16 protein-coding genes are annotated in these 18,083 nt (G+C 67.2%); 10 read left to right on the forward strand and 6 right to left on the reverse strand.

Annotated features, from left to right (window positions below; genetic code table 11):
* Window positions 1–3: 3 nt before the first annotated feature.
* Window positions 4–1,002, reverse strand: coding sequence for a zinc-binding alcohol dehydrogenase family protein (locus OG225_RS18195; RefSeq protein ID WP_405183296.1), 999 nt, complete (start codon window positions 1,000–1,002; stop codon window positions 4–6).
* Between the two features lie 285 nt (window positions 1,003–1,287).
* Between OG225_RS18195 and OG225_RS18200 the strand changes: the two genes are divergently transcribed.
* The gene (locus OG225_RS18200) at window positions 1,288–2,289 is read left to right on the forward strand and encodes an Acg family FMN-binding oxidoreductase (RefSeq protein ID WP_405182755.1); all 1,002 of its coding nucleotides are present in this window, start codon (window positions 1,288–1,290) and stop codon (window positions 2,287–2,289) included.
* A gap of 11 nt (window positions 2,290–2,300) precedes the next feature.
* Here OG225_RS18200 and OG225_RS18205 read toward each other — a convergent pair whose 3' ends face one another.
* The 4 genes from OG225_RS18205 to OG225_RS18220 form a co-directional block, all read right to left on the reverse strand.
* On the reverse strand, window positions 2,301–2,744 hold the full coding sequence (locus OG225_RS18205) for a pyridoxamine 5'-phosphate oxidase family protein (RefSeq protein ID WP_405182756.1): 444 nt from the start codon (window positions 2,742–2,744) through the stop codon (window positions 2,301–2,303).
* 551 nt (window positions 2,745–3,295) lie between these two features.
* Window positions 3,296–5,611 (reverse strand): heavy metal translocating P-type ATPase, encoded by a 2,316-nt coding sequence (locus OG225_RS18210; RefSeq protein ID WP_405182757.1) that lies wholly within the window; start codon window positions 5,609–5,611, stop codon window positions 3,296–3,298.
* 42 nt (window positions 5,612–5,653) lie between these two features.
* Window positions 5,654–7,276: an ABC transporter permease gene (locus OG225_RS18215; protein ID WP_405182758.1), complete on the reverse strand. Its 1,623-nt coding sequence runs from the start codon at window positions 7,274–7,276 to the stop codon at window positions 5,654–5,656.
* Complete coding sequence (locus OG225_RS18220) at window positions 7,273–8,181, reverse strand: ATP-binding cassette domain-containing protein (protein ID WP_405182759.1); 909 nt, start codon at window positions 8,179–8,181, stop codon at window positions 7,273–7,275. Before OG225_RS18220 ends, OG225_RS18215 begins: the two co-directional genes overlap by 4 nt.
* Window positions 8,182–8,287: 106 nt before the next feature.
* On the opposite strand from OG225_RS18220, the gene OG225_RS18225 reads away from it, so the two are divergent.
* The 6 genes from OG225_RS18225 to OG225_RS18250 all read left to right on the forward strand — a co-directional run bounded on the left by OG225_RS18225 (window position 8,288) and on the right by OG225_RS18250 (window position 14,530).
* On the forward strand, window positions 8,288–8,932 hold the full coding sequence (locus tag OG225_RS18225) for a phosphatase PAP2 family protein (RefSeq protein ID WP_405182760.1): 645 nt from the start codon (window positions 8,288–8,290) through the stop codon (window positions 8,930–8,932).
* A 98-nt stretch (window positions 8,933–9,030) separates the two neighbouring features.
* Entirely contained in the window at window positions 9,031–11,442 is a 2,412-nt protein-coding gene (locus tag OG225_RS18230; protein ID WP_405182761.1) for a flippase-like domain-containing protein, read from the forward strand.
* A 178-nt stretch (window positions 11,443–11,620) separates the two neighbouring features.
* Complete coding sequence (locus OG225_RS18235; RefSeq protein ID WP_405182762.1) at window positions 11,621–12,175, forward strand: flavodoxin domain-containing protein; 555 nt, start codon at window positions 11,621–11,623, stop codon at window positions 12,173–12,175.
* Between the two features lie 262 nt (window positions 12,176–12,437).
* A complete protein-coding gene (locus OG225_RS18240; protein ID WP_405182763.1) occupies window positions 12,438–13,364 on the forward strand; it encodes a universal stress protein in 927 nt (308 codons plus the stop codon).
* Between the two features lie 12 nt (window positions 13,365–13,376).
* Complete coding sequence (locus OG225_RS18245; protein ID WP_405182764.1) at window positions 13,377–13,838, forward strand: DUF2267 domain-containing protein; 462 nt, start codon at window positions 13,377–13,379, stop codon at window positions 13,836–13,838.
* 116 nt (window positions 13,839–13,954) lie between these two features.
* Complete coding sequence (locus OG225_RS18250) at window positions 13,955–14,530, forward strand: flavodoxin domain-containing protein (RefSeq protein WP_405182765.1); 576 nt, start codon at window positions 13,955–13,957, stop codon at window positions 14,528–14,530.
* Between the two features lie 100 nt (window positions 14,531–14,630).
* Here OG225_RS18250 and OG225_RS18255 read toward each other — a convergent pair whose 3' ends face one another.
* Window positions 14,631–15,263 carry a hypothetical protein gene (locus OG225_RS18255; protein ID WP_405182766.1) on the reverse strand — a complete coding sequence of 211 codons (633 nt, stop codon included), beginning with the start codon at window positions 15,261–15,263 and terminating at the stop codon, window positions 14,631–14,633.
* Between the two features lie 266 nt (window positions 15,264–15,529).
* Between OG225_RS18255 and OG225_RS18260 the strand changes: the two genes are divergently transcribed.
* The 3 genes from OG225_RS18260 to OG225_RS18270 all read left to right on the forward strand — a co-directional run bounded on the left by OG225_RS18260 (window position 15,530) and on the right by OG225_RS18270 (window position 18,064).
* Entirely contained in the window at window positions 15,530–15,961 is a 432-nt protein-coding gene (locus tag OG225_RS18260) for an Hsp20/alpha crystallin family protein (protein WP_405182767.1), read from the forward strand.
* Window positions 15,962–16,223: 262 nt separating this feature from the next.
* A complete protein-coding gene (locus tag OG225_RS18265) occupies window positions 16,224–16,898 on the forward strand; it encodes a DUF2267 domain-containing protein (protein ID WP_405182768.1) in 675 nt (224 codons plus the stop codon).
* On the forward strand, window positions 16,898–18,064 hold the full coding sequence (locus OG225_RS18270) for a site-2 protease family protein (protein WP_405182769.1): 1,167 nt from the start codon (window positions 16,898–16,900) through the stop codon (window positions 18,062–18,064). The genes OG225_RS18265 and OG225_RS18270 overlap by 1 nt, the downstream gene beginning before the upstream one ends.
* Window positions 18,065–18,083: the final 19 nt, after the last annotated feature.

Consider the following 18,083-nt stretch of genomic DNA (forward strand, 5'->3'; position numbering starts at 1 on the left):
TCATCATGGCAGCAGGACCGCCGCGCCGTCGAACCGGCCATGCGCCAGATCACTCAAGGCCTGATCGGCCCGGTCGAGCGGGTAGCCGTGCGTCGACACCCGCAACCGGTGTCGTTCGGCGAAGTCCAGGAAGGCCCGCGCCTGCTCTCGCGTATTGGAGGTGACGCTGCGTATCTGGCGTTCCCGGAACAGATGTCGCTGGTAGTTCAGCGTCGGGATATCGGTCAGATGGATGCCCGCGATCGCCAACGTGCCACCGGCATCCAAGGCTTCCAGTGCCGGTGGCACCAACTCCCCCACCGGGGCGAACAGGATGGCCGAGTCGAGCGGTTCCGGTGGTGGGTCGGCCGCGCCCCGCACGGAATCCGCGCCGAGTGCGGAGGCCAACTCCCGCGACGCCTCTCCCCTGGTCATCACGTGCACCCGCGCCCCGCCCGCCAGCGCGACCTGCGCGGTGAGATGCGCACTGCCGCCGAATCCGTAGATACCGAGCACGCCGCCCACTGGTAGTTCCGCACGCAGCAACGCGTGATATCCGATGATGCCAGCACACAACAGCGGGGCCAACGCCTCGTCGGCGTACCCATCGGGCAATCGCAGCGCGAAGTCGACGGGAACCGTGGTGTATTCGGCGTATCCGCCGTCCGCGTCCCATCCGGTGTAGCGCGAGTTCGGGCACAGGTTCTCCATACCGCGTTCGCAGTACCGGCAGATTCCGCACGTGTGGCGTAACCAGGGGATACCGACCCGATCGCCGACCTGGAATTCACCGGTCTTCGCCGGAACCGAGATCACCTCGCCCACGACCTCGTGGCCGGGGACCACCGATTCACGACGAACATCGAGATCTCCCTCGACCACATGCAGGTCGGTCCGGCACACCCCGCACGCCAGGACCCGCGCCAGCAACTCATCGGGCCCGGGTTCCGGCAGGGGTTCGCGGTACATGCGGAGCGGACACGAATCGACCGGTCCCGGGGCGTCCACTCGCCACACTCGCATCATGTCATCTTTATCCCATCCGCTCGGGGCAGGACTTCACCGCCACGAACAGCGGTCGTCGTTGGTCTCCTGGTTTACCTCACGGCGAGCCCTGACACTTCCACTGTCACACCCGTGGCAGTGAGGCCGCAGCGGTCGAAAGTCCCCTGTGCGATTACCTCGGTCCCCGTAGCGATACGCACTCGCCCACGATCACCGAGCAGTGCGCGTCGGGTGACCATAGACCTCGGACAACGGGCGGAAGTCCCATACCCGTAACGGCCCCGCGCGACCAGACTGGGTGATATGACCGACAGTAACCGATCCCCTGTGCTCTCCGTACCGGACCGATCGACGGTGTCTGCGGCGCTGCGGCTCGCGAGCCGGGCTCCGTCGGTCCACAACACACAACCCTGGCGGTGGGTGTACGACCGCACGCGACTGCACCTGTACCGCGATACCGACCGACTGCTGACCGAGATGGACCCACGCGGCAGGCAGCAGGTGATCAGCTGCGGCGCTGTGCTGCACCACGCACGCACCGCGTTCGCCGCCGCGGGCTGGCACACCGACACCGTCCGGATCCCCGACCCCGAACATCCCGAACTGCTCGCGACCATCACTTTCCGCCCCTGGCCCGAGCCGCCCGAGGGGGTAGTTGAACGCGCGCGTGCCATCGAGCGGCGACATACCGATCGGCTGCCGCTGCACGAGCCCGCTGACCTGCCGGAACTGCTGCACACAATGCGCATACTCGTGCACCCCCACGAACTCCAACTCGAACTTCTCGATGAATCAGCGCGACCGCGCATCGCCGCGGCATCCGAGCTGGCTGCCGCACTGCACCACTACGATATGGACTACCAAACCGAACTTCACTGGTGGGCAGGACATTCCAGCGCGGCCGAAGGTGTGCCCGCCAGCGCGCTGACCTCGGACGCCGAGTCCGCCCGCGTCGATGTCGCGCGCAGGTTCCCGTCCGCACCGCATTCGACACGACGCGGCGACCTCGATGACCACGCCCGGCTGCTTGTACTCAGTTCCGAGAGCGACTCGGCGCTGCAATGGCTGCATACCGGTGAGGCGCTGTCGCTTCTGCTGCTCGAGTGCACAGCCGCCGGATTCGCGACCTGTGCACTCACGCACATCACCGAACTGCCCGCGGGCCGAGACGTCCTCGCCGGGTTGCTGCCTCGACCGGGCGTGCCGCAAGTCGTCGTTCGGGTGGGCATCGCCCCGAAGGACGAAGACCCGATCACGCCGACACCACGTCGGCCGCTGGCCGACATACTGACCGTGCGAGAGTGAAGGGTCGTCGCCTATTTCGACTTCTCCACGAGCCGGATGCCGCGGACGATGGTGGGGTCGATCTCGATCACCGTGTCGGTGATGTTGTCGACCCAGGGTCGTAGCAGCCGTTCGAATTTCGCGACGCGCTCGGCGTCGGTCACCGGCCGCGCGATCCCGGTGACCACCACCGACCATCCGATCCGTCGAACCGGGTCGATCTCGTCCGCTTCGTATGCCACAACGAGCCCCGAGTCACCGCGCAGCGCGGTGGTGAGCGATGCCGCGAACCGGGTGCGCACGATGATCGTCCCGTCCGGTTCGATGAGATGATTGACCGGCCGGATCGCCGGTAATGCGTTGCGGGTGAACACCACACGCCCGACGGGAACGCTCGCCAGCAGGCACAGGGCATCGACGCGATCCAGCTGATGCACGGCACGACCCGCGTCGGCGGCCGATCGATTTTCGTTCACGGCCGATCACTGCTTTCGGCTGCTGCGACACCACAATCCGACCGAACAGCCGCAGGGCGCGCTCGACCTGCGATTACAGCCCGCACGCCGGGAATCGCTTCACCGCGCGATCCAATTCCGCGCGTCCGTGTCGGGGACAGTTCCACCTGTGACAACCCACTTCCGAATCCAGGAATTCTCGACCACCACACCGACTCGGCCCACACACGCGACAGTGCGCGGTTCCGATGAAGACCGGCCCTGTCACCGGATTCGATGGGGACCGGAAGCCCGGCCACCGGGCGGGGAAGAAACACTGACGACAGGGCGGCCCGTTCATCCGTATCCGAGGAAGGGCTGGTTGTCGATCGGCGTTCTCCCGACGTCGCGGTGGCCGGCTCACCTACTATCCGCCGGGCCATGCCAGCTGACACAGAGCACATGGCCTGACCGAACGAGGACATCGGTCCCGGAACCCTCGGGTACAAAGACTCTGTCGTCGCGCAGTTCGACTCGGAAGTCCCGATCGAAACATCCCCGACGTACCTTCCTGGAGTGCGCGAGGTCCACTGCTATCCCGGTGCGGTCTCCCGGTGATCCGCCAAAGTGAACAGTGCCTCGTCCTCTTGGGCGAAGTGCAGGGTCAAGATGGCGTCCAAGCCGTACAACGTCGCGCGAAGATCATCGATCTGGTCGGCCTGAATGCCATCGGGAGAGGCTTCGAGGTGTCGGCGGATCCGGTCGGCGAACCTGTCGATCTCGGTGTGTTCGCGGCTCATGGGAACCATCGCCTCCGGATCACGCAGGTATTCGGCGAGCGCCGGATACAGGTCGGATTCTTCGGCGTGCTCGTGTGGCAGCACGAATTCGGTGAGCGAATCGAGAGCACGTCGAATCGCGGCGTCGGCGGTGGTACCGGGACCATCCGCCAGAGAGTCGGCCGCGGCGCGAACCGAGGCCCGTGCGGTGTGCATCCGGTCGTGTTCGTGGGCGAATCGCGCGACCAGCGGGTCGATCGTCGCGGTATGACGACGGTCGCCGGTGCGCAGGGCTCGCAGCGCGTTCATTATGACCGCGATATCGATCCCCTCCTGCACCAAGGCGCCCGCTGCTGGTGTGAGGAGCCCGAACGCGGCGGCGATCATCGCCAGCAGTGACAGCGCCATACCCGCCACCGCGCTCTGAACCGCCATGCGGTGCGCGCGCTGGGCGATTTCGACGGCGTCGGCGAGTCGATCGATCCGATCGTCGATGATGACCGCGTCCGCGGCTTGGACCGCCGCTGTGGATCCGCGTGAGCCGAGCGCGATGCCAACATCGGCCGCCGCCAGCGCGGGCGCGTCGTTCACGCCGTCCCCGACCATGACGGTAATCCCGCTTCGACGCTCGGTACGGATGGCGGCGATCTTGTCGGAAGGGTCGGCGTCGGCGAGGACCTCGGTCAGGCCGAGCATCCTGGCGACCTCGGTGGCGTTGTCGACACGATCGCCCGTCAGCAACAGCAGGCGTTTCAGCCCCGCTGCCCGCAGTCGACGTGTCGTCCGGGCGGCGTCGGCGCGCAGGCGATCACGGACCAGCAGGGCGGCTCGGGGTCTGCCGTCGACCGTGACCCAGATGATCCCGGCCAAATCCAGACGGGCCCGCCGCAGCGCTGCGTCTGCCCACGGTTGCGAATCGAGTTGGGCGGGCAGTCGCCCGACCCGCACGCGGTGCCCGTCCACGGTCCCTGTCGCGCCCTGTCCTGGCTGCTCGGATACTTCCCGCGCGGTCGCGGGTTCGAGCCCACGTCGGGTGGCGGCCGCGACGACCGCGCGCGCGAGTACGTGCGGTGAGAATTGTTCGACGGCGGCCGCTTGCCGCAGCACCAGGTCACCGTCGGCTCCCGGTTCGGTGATGATGTCGACGACTTCGGGCCTGCCGACCGTCACGGTGCCGGTCTTGTCCATCGCCAGGTTCCGCGCTCGCCCGAGAGTCTCGAGTGCGGCGCCGTCCTTGACTACCACCCCTGCCCGGGCTGTGCGGGACATACCCGCGGTGATCGCCACCGGGACAGCCAGGAGCAGCGGGCACGGCGTCGCGGTGACCACGACCGCGACCGCACGCACCGCATCCCCGGTCCACGCCCACGCGGCGCCTGCCACGGCGAGCGCGAGCGGCAGGAACCACACGGCGATCCGGTCGGCCAACCGGGCGACCGGAGCACTGGTGGCGGCGGCTTGTCCGGCCAGGGTGACGATGCCCGCGTAGGTGCTGCTCTCGACCGTCGCAGCGACCCGGATATCCACCGTCGCACCGGCGTTCACCACACCGCTGCGGATCTCGGTGTCGGCGCGACGTACTACGGGTACCGATTCGCCGCTCAGCGCGGATTCGTCGAACACGCCTTCCGCCAGCAGAGTTCCGTCCACGGGAACGGTTTCCCCTGGCAGCACGGCGACGACGTCACCGGGAACGATGGATTCCGCCGGGACCGTCTCGAGACCGCCCGATACCCGCCGATGTGCCTGCGCTGGGGCTCGCTCCATCAGAGCGGTCAAGTCCCGTCCGGCGCGCCTGCCCGCGTACGCCTCGAGTATCCGGCCGGTGGCCACCATCAGTGCGATGAGCGCACCGGCGAAATATTCGCCGACGACGGCGGAGCCGACCAAAGCGATCAGGGCGAGCAGATCAGCCCCGTAACGACCTTTTCGTAGATCGCCCACCACCCACCAGGTCGCCGGGACGACAGCGACCACAACAGCCGACAGCCACAGCAGGTCGGCCACCTCGTCACTGAACGGTCGGGCCGACAACCCGGAAACCAGGAGGACGACGAGTAGTCCGCCGAGCGCGGTTTCGCGAATCGCACTCCCGGCGGTACCCACCTGCCGGTGGATCATCGAGTTCATCGTCTTCTCCTTTCCGCGCGGAACGACTCGGCGGCTCGCACGTCAGTAGCCGGTGTCGCGGCGACCGAAGCCGACGAAGCCCGCGAGCAGAGCGACTGCTGTGGCACCACCGATTCCGACCATCGCCGTCGCGGTGACATTGTCGAGCGGAACCTGCGGAGTGTGCTCGAATGGCGATGCCACGGCGAACCACCCCGGCAGGTCGAACGAGTCCGCGAACAGCAGAGCCACCACGCAATAGGCGAAATATGTCCACGCTGATGCCGCCGCGGCGCGAGGGATCCAGCCGAATCCGAGTACCGCGACAGCGGCGATCGACCACACCGCGGGCCAGTACACCGCCGCGACCCCGATCATGCGCGGCACCTGAGCCCAATCCCCCACTGTCAGAGCGTGTGTCAACCCGATACCGAGGCCACCCATCGCCGCGACCGCGGCTCCGCCGACAAGCGCGATGGTGGCATGGCTTGCCAACCATCTCGTCCGAGCGACGGGCGCCGCGAGAATCGACTCGCTGTATCCGCCGGTCTCCTCCCCACGTGCGCGCAGCACGGCGGTGATGCCGTACGCCGCCGCCAGCAGCGCGGTCATCGAAACCGACAGTGCCAGATAGGAATCGACCGCGTCGGCGGCGCCGCCCGGAAGAAACGCGGCGATCTCGGGGTTGTCGGCGAGATAGTCGGCGATGCTGTCGGCGAATGATCCGTAGGCGGCGCCGAGTCCGAATACTCCGACACTCCAACCGATCCACGACCCCCGCTGCAATCGCCAAGCCAACCCCAGTGGTGAGCCGAGGGCCCACGACGCCTCGGCCGGGCCGGTGCCGTAGGACAGCAGACCTGCCCCGAAGTCGCGCCGATCGAGCAGCGCGAAGGCGACGGCGAGCAGGACCAGGCTCGCGAGGATGAACAAGAAGACCGGCCACCAGCGATCGACCACATAGGGATAGGCACGCTGCCCCCATCCCAGCGGCGAGGCCCACGACAGCGCGCCGTTACCGACATCTCCGATCGCCCGCAGCACATAGGCGGCGGCCAGCAGCAGCGTGACACAGCCGTATACGCTGCGCGGATTCTCGAACACCTGCACCGCGAGCGTGGTGATCGACGCGAATGTCAGCCCGACCCCGGCGATGACCACCGCGAACAGCAACGAACCACCGGCGGGTAGTCCTGTCGCCACCGCGACCCCGAAGACGACCGCGACTACAGCGAGGTCGGCGACCGCGGCCAACGCGAGAGCAGCGAGGGCGGGTGCTCGCCGCCCCACTCTCGCGGACCGGATCAGTTCATCCCGCCCGGCCTCTTCGTCCGAACGGGTATGTCTGCCGACCAGGAACATATTCATGAGTGCGACGACGATCGCCAGGTAGGCGAAAATCTCGAACAGGATTTCGCCGCCGATCGTGTCCAGCAGCCGGATCGGACCCCCCAGGGCGACGGCGGTCGCGTTCGCGCCCATCATCTCCCGCAGGTTCGCGAGCTCGGCAGGGGTGTCGTAGAAGCGCTGGCTGCTCACCGACTGCATCGCCAACAGCAGTCCGACCCCGAGCAACCAGGCGGGCAGTGCGAAGCGTTCGCGCCGCAGCGAGAAGCGCAGCAGTTCGCCCGAACCTGTGGCGCTCGCCAGGGCATCGCGCCGCGAATCGCGCGTCCGGGTACTCACGACATCACCGACGCGGATTGTGCACCGTAGTGACGAAGGAAGATGTCCTCCAGCGTCGGCGGCGTACAGGTGAGGCTGCGCACACCGGCCTCGGTCAACACTCGCAGCACCGTGTCCAGTTGCGAAGCGTCGACATCGAATCTGGCCCGTGTCCCGTTCTCCACGAGATCGTGCAGCCCCACCATCGATCCCAAACTGATTGCGGGGCTTTCTGTTTCGACCGTCACCGCCGTTCGGGTCAGATGGCGCAGTTCGGTGAGGGTGCCGCTCTCCACGGTGCGGCCGCCGCGGATGATGCTCACCCGATCACACAGCGCCTCGACCTCGGCGAGAATATGGCTCGACAGCAGCACGGTCCGGCCCTGTTCGGTCAGTTCCCGAACGCAGGTCTGGAACTCCGATTCCTTGAGCGGATCGAGTCCGACGGTCGGTTCGTCGAACAGCAGCAGCTCGGCTTCGGACGCCAGGGCCGCGACGAGCGCGACCTTCTGCCTGTTGCCCTTGGAGTACGCGCGCGCTTTCTTGTGCGGGTCGAGGTCGAAGCGCTCCAGCAATTCGGCCCGCCTGCGCCGATCGATGCCGCCGCGCAGCTTGCCCAACAGGTCGATGATCTCGCCGCCGGTGATTCCCGGCCACAGTGTCACCTCCCCGGGCACGTAGGCCAGGCGAGCGTGCAACGCCACGGCGTCGAGCCACGGATCTCCACCGAGCAGGCGTACCTGCCCCGCGTCGGCGCGCAGCAGGCCGAGCAGTATCCGGATCGTCGTCGTCTTGCCCGAGCCGTTGGGCCCCAGAAAGCCGTGCACTTCGCCGGTGCGCACAGTCAGATCAAGTCCATCGAGGGCCTTGGCCCGGCCGAACGACTTCGTCAGGCCGGCGATCGAAATCGCGAGGTCGGTCTCCATCGCACAATCGTGAGCCGGAGAACATACCGGCGACAGGGGCGAAGGTCCCGCCGTCGGCACCATTCGCCCCTGTCGCCGCGGTCGCGATCGCGAGACCGTGCCCGCTATGACTTCTCACCGCGTGCGGCGGCGCGGCATCGATCTTTGGCTCGCGATCTACGGCACGGCCCTCGTGGCGCTCACCGCATGGGCGATCGACCGGGATGCGTTCGACCGCGTGGATCGTTTGTTGTTCGATTTACTCAACTCGCTGCCCGAACGACTACACAGGCCCCTGTGGGTGGCGCAATTGCTCGGCGTGCTCGGCGTGCCGATAGCCGTGGCCGCGGTCGCGGCGGCGACGCGACGATTTCGACTGGCGCTCGGCTCGGTGCTGTTGGTTCCGGCGAAACTCATCGTCGAGCGCGGGATCCTCAAACAGCTGGTGTACCAGCAACGGCCGGGCGCTCGGATTCCCGGCGCGATCTTGCGTGACGTGCCTACGGTCGGCTCGGCTTTCCCGTCCGGCCACGCGGTGATCCTGTTCGGGATGGTCACACTGTTGAGTCCCTACCTGAGTGGACGCGCACTCGGCGGGCTGTTCGGATTCGCCGCGGTCGCGACGGCGGCCCGAGTGTATCTGGGCGCGCACTCACCGGCCGACGTGATCGGCGGGGCGGCAGCGGGGTTGGCGATAGGAGCACTGCTCAACCTTCTGGTCGGTGTCTCGCGGTCACCACGAGAACAGTCACCGCGAGAACGGATTCGGTGAAGGCAGGGCCGATCGGCCCTGCCTTCCGAGCCCAACTCCCCTGGTTCGGCGCCGCGAGGCTTTGCGACAGTTCGCATCGACGCACGAGATGAGGGGCGATGACAACCGAAGTAGCACTGCCGAATTCGACAGACCGCGCGAGCGCACCACCCGAGTACACACGGCCCCGACCGATCATGCAGCGACATCCGGGTGACGCGGTCCGGGTCGTCATCGGTGTGACAGTGCTGGTGATTTCCGCGCTCATCGCGCGCAACACCGAAGTTCCGAGGCTGGAGGTCGACCTTTTCCGCCTGATCAACGACCTTCCGTCGTGGATCATGCCGGTGCTGTATGTGATCATGCAGCTCGGCAGCATCGGCGCGGTCGGCGTGGCGGCGGCGGCCGCCCTGGCCACTCGGCGCTGGCGGATGGCACGCGATATAGCGGCAGCGGGAACCCTCGCCTATGTGCTCGCCATCCAGGTCAAGGACCTGATCGGGCGGGCACGTCCCGACATGCTGATCCACGACATGGTGCTGCGAACCCACCAGGGCGGACTCGGTTTCGTCTCCGGTCATGCCGCGGTCGCGGCCGCGATGGCAGCGGCGGCCGGTCCCTGGCTGCCACGGCCGTGGCGCCGTGTGGCCTGGGCGGGAGCGGCGGTCGTGGCGCTGTCGCGCGTTTTCGTCGGCGCTCACCTCGTGCTCGATGTCTTCGGCGGCGCCGCGCTCGGATGGACGGTGGCCGCCGTGCTGCATCTGCTCTGGGGCGCACCGGTGCGGCGCACCGAGGCGCCCGCTCTGCTGAAGGCGCTCGCGGCCGCGGGAATGTCACCCTCGCGGGCGACGCCGGTACTGGAAGACGCGCGAGGATCCCGGCCGTTTTACGTCACCACCGAAACCGGCGGCCGACGTACCGAGATCTTCGTCAAGGTCATCGGATACCACGAGCGCAACTCCGATGTACTTTTCAAGCTCTTCCGCCACCTCGTATTTCGCGAGGTCGAGGACGAATCTCCCTTTGTCACACCGAAGCAGGAGGCCGAGCACGAGGCATTCATCGCGCTGCTGGCCCAACGTGCGGGCGTGCGCACACCGGATATCGTCTCGGTCGGCACCGCGGCGAGCGGGGACGCCTGGCTCGCCGAGGCACATATTCCCGGCCGAAACCTCGCGCGGACGGTCGATGAAGCCGTCTCCGACGAACTGCTGTGCGATGTCTGGCGCCAGGTGGCACTGCTGCACGCGGCCAGGATCGCTCACCGCGACCTGCGGCTGGCCAACATCCTGATCGATGACGACGGCACGCCGTGGATCATCGATTTCGGCTTCGGCGAAGCCAGCGCCTCCCAGCACCGACTCGACGCCGATATCGCCGAACTACTGGTGTCGATGAGCCTGAAGGTCGACGTGCGACGCGCCGTCTCCACCGCGCGGCAAATACTCGGTCCCGACGCGCTGACCGGTGCCGCGCCTCTGCTACAACCCTTGGCGTTGGCCACAGCGACTCGCAGCGCTGTCCGGCAGCGGCGTGATCTGCTGCCGCGATTGCGCGCCGCCCTGGCCGACGCGACCGGCAGCGAACCCGCAGAGCCCGCAGTCATGCTGCGATTCCGATGGCGCACACTCGGATGGATCGCGGCGACGGTCTTCGCCACCTACATACTGCTGCCACAGATCGGCCAACTCGGCCAGACCGTCGCCACTCTAGACGACGCGCAATGGCAATGGCTCGCCGGCGCGTTGGCGATGGCCGTGGCCACCTACGCCGCGGCCGCGCTGACGCTGATGGGCGCCAGCCCACGCCCCCTGGCCTTCGGGCGCACGATGAATGTCCAACTGGCAACGTCGTTCGCCAATCGCCTCGCGCCCTATGGCATCGGCGGCACGGCGGTCAACGAGCGCTACCTGGAACGATCCGGGGTGTCTCGGGCCACGGCGGTGGCGGCGATCGCCCTCACCATCACCTCGGGCGCGATCCTGCATCTGGTCGAATTGGCGGGTGTGGGGCTCTGGCTGGGCCAGTCGCGACTGTTGCTGGTATCCGCGCTGCCCAGCGGCTGGGTCCTGCTGATCGCATTCGTCGCCGTGATGACGGCGCTCGGAATCGCCGTCGGTATCCTCCTGCGCCGCCCGGCCTGGTTCGCGGAGGTGCGCAACGCCTCCCGTTCGATGCTGGACATCCTGCGCAGGCCGCGCCAGGCGATGCTGCTGCTCGGCGGACAGATCAGTGCGAACGTCGCCTATATCGCGGCCCTCGGCTTCGCGGTGCACGCGTTCGGCGGCCGCCCCTCGGCCGCACTGGTCGCCGCGGTATTCCTCGGCGGATCCGCTTTGGGCGCCGCGAGCCCGACACCGGCGGGCCTCGGCGTCGTGGAAGCCGCACTCGTCGCGGGTTTGATGGTGGGCGGGGTGCCCAGCTCAGCGGCGGTCGCCGGTGTTCTGGCCTATCGGCTCGCGACATTCTGGCTTCCCGCCATCGCCGGCTTCTTCTCGTTCAAGGGTCTGCAACGCCGTCACACCATATGACCGCAACCCGCGATCGTGCTCGTCGACACCGGCTGTGGTCACCGCTCGAGTTCCGGCACGCCACTGACAACGACGCGGTAGGTCCTTCCGAAGGTTGTCGACACGGGGCCCAAGGTCCCACTACTACGGGTATCAGGGCTCTGATCCCCGACCATTGTCCTGCGACAGGCTGTACCGTATGGAATCCCGAATCCACCGTATAGCGGTCATGTACGCGACAGCACAGGGCTCGACACGTGATATCGCCGAATTCATCGCCGACGACCTCGCCGGGCGCGGCGCGCAGGTCGAACTCAGCGATATCGAACACGCGCCGGAACTGTCCCGGTTCGACACGGTCGTCCTGGGGAGCGCGGTACACGACATGGCCCTCTTGCCCGCCGCGACCACGTATCTCCACACCAACCACACGGCACTCGCAGCCACCGATCTGTGGCTGTTCAGTGTCGGCCTCGGCCCGGCGCTGCGAGGACCGGTCGGACGGGTCTTCGCACGGAGGGTGCCGAAGAAGATCGCGGCGTTGCGCGACTCGGTCGCCCCCCACGAATATCGAGCCTTCGCCGGTCGGTACGACCGAGACCGTGTCTCGCAACCCGCCCGGACACTGCACCTGCTGATGGGCGGCGGGCGCTACGGCGATTTACGTGACTGGCGCGCGATCCGCAGCTGGTCCGCACGTATCGCGGAATCACTGGGGCTGCCGGAGGCTACGACGAGCATCGTGCAACCGTAGGGTCGCGACAACACTCTCCTCGGACATTTCTCGTCGAGTCGACCACCGGGCCGCTCACGACCGGAGAAGTCGAGAGAGCCCGGATCTGGGCGAGTCGACTGGCGTGCGCCGAAGCCGCTCGCATAGCCGATCACCGCTGAGGTCTTGCCACGAGAAATGGTCCTTGGGCACCTGGGTTCGGGACCAATGACAGGCGCTGTACACGGGCTCGATTCGTAGCCTACGAATGACCGAACTTCCGGGCCACGAAGGGACGCCGCCCATGTCTGCCCAGTCCGCTGACGATCCACACCGACTGGTCTCGGCCGACGTGGTCGTCGGCATCGACGGCTCCGAGCCCTCCGACCTGGCCGTACGCTGGGCCGCGGAAACCGCTTCGCGGCGTCGACGCCGACTGCGCATCGTGCACGGACTCGATCTCGCCGCGGCCCAGGCGGTTCTCGGCATGTACGACCTCATGGTGCCCGCTGTGACCGAAGCGCTGCGCGAACAAGGCGAACGTCGCCTCGCCACCGCGCACCGACTCGCACGCGAGATCGACTCGGAGTTGATCGTCGAGACCGCACTGTCGGACGGCCATCCAGCGAAGATACTCATCGACGCGTCCGAATCCGCGCATCTCATGGTGCTCGGCGCCGGGACCCGTCGACCGGTCACGCATCTGGGCTCGACGCTGCTCGCCGTGACCGCGCACGCAAGAGGGTCGGTCGTTGTCGTCCGCGACACCGGCACCGAGCAGCAGACCCGCCGGACCGGACCGGTCGTCGTCGGCATCGACGGCAGCCCTGCCAGCACAGCCGCGGCGGCTACCGCCTTCGCCGAAGCATCCCTGCGCGACGCGCCTCTCGTCGCGGTGCACGCCGCCAACGATATCTCGGCCGCGGCCATCGCCGGGTTGTCCGAAAGCCTTCCGACGACCCTTCCGACTCGTGAGATGGACGAACTCGCCCACGAGATGCTGTCCGAGCAGCTCGCGGGATGGCAGGAGAAGTATCCCGACGTCACTGTCACCCGCAAGGTCTATCTCGCCGAGGCGCGCAAACACCTGCTCGCTTGGTCGGAGACCGCACAGCTCGTCGTGGTCGGCAGCCGCGGTCGCGGTGGCTTTCTCGGCATGATTCTCGGCTCGACCAGCAATGCCCTCGTCCAGCAAGCGTCCTGCCCGGTACTCGTCGCCCATCCCGAATAGGCGGCGGCGAGCATGTCACCGACGAACGATCCTTTCGCTCGCGCCGAACACACCGCGCGCGTCTGGCTGCGCCGCATCACCGACGACCTGGCGACAGACGACCGCGCCTTCGCCTACCGCGTGCTGCGCGCATGGCTACACGCCATGCGCGATCGGCTCGATATCAACTGCGCCCTCCACCTGAGCGCGCAGCTACCCGAACTGCTGCGCGGCATCTTCTTCGAAGGCTGGGTTCCTACCGATGTGCCCGTCCCCCCGGAGCTGTCGGCGTTCGTCGACCAATTCTCCCGGGAGGCCGGGGTGAACCCGGACGAAGCCGCCGGCCTGATCTGGCTGGTGTCGGACGCATTGCGTGAACTGTTGTCATCGGGTCTGCTCGAACAGACATGCGCGGTGTTCCCCCGCGACCTGAGCGATGTGATCCTCGGCGTGTCCACCGGTCCGTTCGACGAGCAACCCGCCGACATGAGGTGAGGAGCCCCCTCCGAGCTCCGCCGGAACGCTCGTCGCGGGTGCGAGGCGACGAAAGTCGATTCGTCACGTACCGAAGGACCCTGTCGGCGCGGACCGTTCGCGCGGATGGTTACACCATGACCACCGAACCCGACGACCACACCCGACACACGGTGCTCGTCGTCCATGCCTCTGCCGCAGGTTCCACCGCGGAGATCGCCGAATTCATCGGAAACCGAATGCGCGACAGCGGCTTACAGGTACGAGTCGCCTCGGTCGCCGACGATCCCGATCCCGCCCACTACGAAGCCGCGGTACTGGGCAGCGCGGTGCACAACCGAGCGCTCCTGCCCGAATTCAGTGCCTACATTCGTCAGCACGGCCCGACACTGCGCCGGCGTCCGACATGGCTGTTCAGCGTGGGCATGGCCCCCGGACTGCGTGGACCTCTCGGCTATCCACTGAAACACGTCACACCCCCTGCCATCACGCAGGTTCGAAACCAACTCCACCCCTGTGGATTCCAGCAGTTCGCCGGTGTCTTCGCGCGCCCCGACGGGCTCGGAACCCGAGTTGTGGTCCGGTTGCTCGGCGCTCGCTTCGGCGATCAACGCGATTGGCCCGCCATCGGGGCATGGACCGACGTCATCACCGCCCGGATCGACACCGCACGCCCTGCGACCAGATATCCGGCGGCACACGGCGAGCTATAGGCACGAGCCGCGCCGGACCCGGACTTCGTCGTCCGGTCTCGGTGCGGCGACTAGGGGGCCGGGTACGTCATCTCCAGGTCGAGCGTGGATGCCGGACAAGTCACGGCAGGTACTTCTTCTGCCGACCGAATCGATCCCAGTCCCGTGCCCAGCACGCAGCCCGGTGCGCGTCGAATAGTCGCCCCGTGCCCCAGACCAGGACCAGTGCACCGCTCCAGAACGCCATCAGCACCGCCAAGCCCACCCCGACCCCGTCGCCTGCGGCATCGTCCGCTCCCGCGGGCGCGGTGGTCGGCTCGCCATCCGCCCCCAGCCAGATCGTGACGTCGTCACCGCGACGAGTTCCGCCGGGAACATCAGCGGTCGCGGTCGCGGTATGCCCGCTCCGGCTCCATTGCACCTCGGCCTCGAACTGGACATCGTCGGCCCCGTAGCGGTAAGTCGCCGGTAGCGTCCGCTCGGGCTCGGCTGTGACCATCGCCTTCACCGGTGTCTTCCGGGCATTCTCGACATGGATGCGGTCCGCGGACGCCGCGTATTGCATGGTGCCCACCGCACCCGCGAGCGGGACCGCGATGAGGACCATCGCGACGGCGAACAGGCCGATCACCCACTGAGTCCGGTCCGACATACGCATCAGCGAGTTGGCCTGCCACGGCGCGGTTCGCCAGAGCCGCACAGGCAGCGACGGGTAGGCGGCCACCCCGATCACCTCTTCCGATGGTGCTGTCATCTCGACGCGGATCGCGTCGAATCTGTCGACGAGCATCCCGCGTTCGAGTGATGGCGCGGCAGAGACGAAGGTCCTCTGATCGACGGGTCGACCGACCTCGCTTTCGGCGACCGGCCGACACTCGGCGATCGCCATCGATCGGCGGCGGATCGGCCCTCCACGACGACGACCAAAGACCTTTGCCGGTAGGTCGGCGGTCTCTACTGCGATCTGCTCATCCCTGGTCGAATCGAGATCGTCATCTTCCCCACCATATGGAGGCCATCATGAGCCTGCTCCCCGCACACCGTCACCACTCCCTGTTGCCCGATCTGACCGACTGGCTCACCGGATTCCCCGCCGTGGAGAACATCCGCCCGTTCGTCGAAGGCCGTCTGATCCGCGTCGAAGACGAGACCACCGACGACAAATATCTCGTTCGCGCTGAACTTCCCGGCCTGGACCCGGACAAGGACGTCAGCGTGACCGTCCGGGACGGACTGCTGACGATCAAGGCGGAACGCAGCGAGCGGCAAGAGACGAAGGGACGCACCGAGTTCACCTACGGCTCGTTCACCCGCTCGGTGGCCCTGCCCGAAGGCGCGAACGAAGACGACATCGCCGCCACCTACGAAAAGGGAATTCTCACGATCGCCGTTCCGATCGCCGCCGCCGAGGCGTCAGAGCCGAAGCATGTGACGATCACGTCCGCGGAATAGCCGGGTCATCCGGGCGGATCTCGATGATCGGCCCGGAACCCGTTCGTACGGCGAAGGCAATTACCGAGCCACGTCACCGACTCTCCGAGCACGTACAGCACGGCAGCCAGTCAGCGGAATTCGCCGGCACCCGAGCCGAACCCGATGCAAACCCAGGACCAATGCCCCGGCGGCACCAACCTTGGACCCTGTGGATGTCGATCATGACGGCGCAGGCTCGAGCTACGGCGCTCGTCACGCCGGATGAGCCCAGGAGGAAAACATGACGCATCAGGACGATCCGTTCGCCACCGCACTTCAGACAGCGCACGCGTGGGTGCGCACGGTCGCGCAGAGTATCGGCACCGACGACAGAGTTTTCGCCTATCGGGTACTGCGATCCTGGTTGCACGCGGTACGCGACCGGATCGGCGTCAACAGCTCGGCGCACTTGGCCGCGCAACTGCCCGAAGTACTGCGAGGCATGTACTACGAGGGATGGGTGCCCGGCCGTGTCCCGGTGCACCACGACGTCGGCGCGTTCGTCGGACAGTTCGCCGACGAGGCAGGTCTCGAGCCCGACGATGTACCCGAGATCGCGGGCGCGGTCACCAGAGCGCTGAACGACTTGTTCTCGCCCGGACAGCTGAACAAGGTGTCCGCGGTCATGCCGATGCCGCTGTTCCGTGTCCTGTCCGGCGATCTCGACAGTGAGGAGGTGCAGCGGTTCGAACCGACCACTACCTCCGAAGGCAACGGGCGGGCCGACGCCGATCGGCTCGTTCACCTCGAAGACCGGGTGAAGGTTCTGGGCGCCGCGGTAGCGCTACTCGCGCGCGGCGCCGAGCGCCTGCCGATCGATGAAATCGAGAACGACCGAATGGCTTCCGCCGCGCAGCAGGCACATCGCCTACTACTCGCGGAGGGCTTGGTCGGCGCAGACGGCGCGGAGTCGTGATGCTGCGAGAAACTGTCTCATTCGGCCGGATCGCGGGCATCCGCGTCGGCGCGCACTGGTCGGCGTTGGTCACACTCGCCCTGTTCATTCTGTTGCTCGGCCAGTCCCTGGTCAGCGCCTTCGGCGGGTCCGTGAACGTCTGGCTGATCGCGGCCATGGGCGCGGTCGGTCTACTCGTATCGCTGCTCCTGCACGAGATCGCTCACTCGGTGCTCGCCCGGCGCGCGGACATACAGGTGGACGGCGTGGTGCTGTGGCTGCTGGGTGGAGTCTCCGAACTCGCCGACGAACCGAAGGACGCACGGTCTGATCTGCGCATCGCACTGGCCGGTCCATTGACCAGCTTGCTGCTCGCCATCGGCTTCTTCTCCGTCGCCGGTATCCTCGGGGACGCGGCGGGGGAAGCCGTCCTGCACACCCTGATGTGGCTCGCCACGATGAATCTCCTACTGGCTGTGTTCAATCTGCTGCCCGGCGCGCCTCTGGACGGCGGCCGGGTGTTGCGCGCCCTCGTATGGCGCTCAACCGGTGACCGGCTGCGCGCGGCCACCATCGCTGCCCGCAGCGGCCGGATCCTCGGGCTCTTCCTGCTGGCGCTCGGCGCAGCGGAATTGATCCTGGTCGGCAATCCCGGCGGCATCTGGCTCATGCTCCTCGGCTGGTTCCTCTACTCGGCGGCCAACGCAGAGCTCACCACCGCAGGGCTACGACACCAATTGGGCGACATCGTGATTCGCGACGTGATGACATCCCACCCGGTGGCGATCCCGATGTCCTGGTCGGTCGCGGAACTACTGCGCTCCCCTGAGATGCGCACCGACCATCGGGTGTTCCCGGTGGTGGACGCGGCCGGGCAGCCGGTCGCTGTGTTGTCCTGGTCGGATCTCACCGCCCTGCCGGTTCACTCCCGTGAGCAGACATCGGTACACGCGGTAGCCCGACCGCTGCCCGCCGCCGCCAAGGTCCCCGAGGACCGATCACTCAGCGATGTCGCAGCCCGGGTGGTACTGCGGCCTCACATCGACATCATCGCCGCCGTCGATCAGCAAGGACGACTCACCGGAGTGGTCACCGCAACCGACGTGGCGCTGGCCTGTCACCGCAGCACGCTGGGCCTGCCCGTACGTGGGAGCGAACGGAACGGGTCCGCGGTCGGCGAGCTGTAAGAACACGACTCGGTCCACT

Origin of the sequence: Nocardia sp. NBC_01377 (genome assembly GCF_045040005.1) — a bacterium.
GTDB classification, from domain to species: Bacteria; Actinomycetota; Actinomycetes; order Mycobacteriales; family Mycobacteriaceae; genus Nocardia; species Nocardia noduli.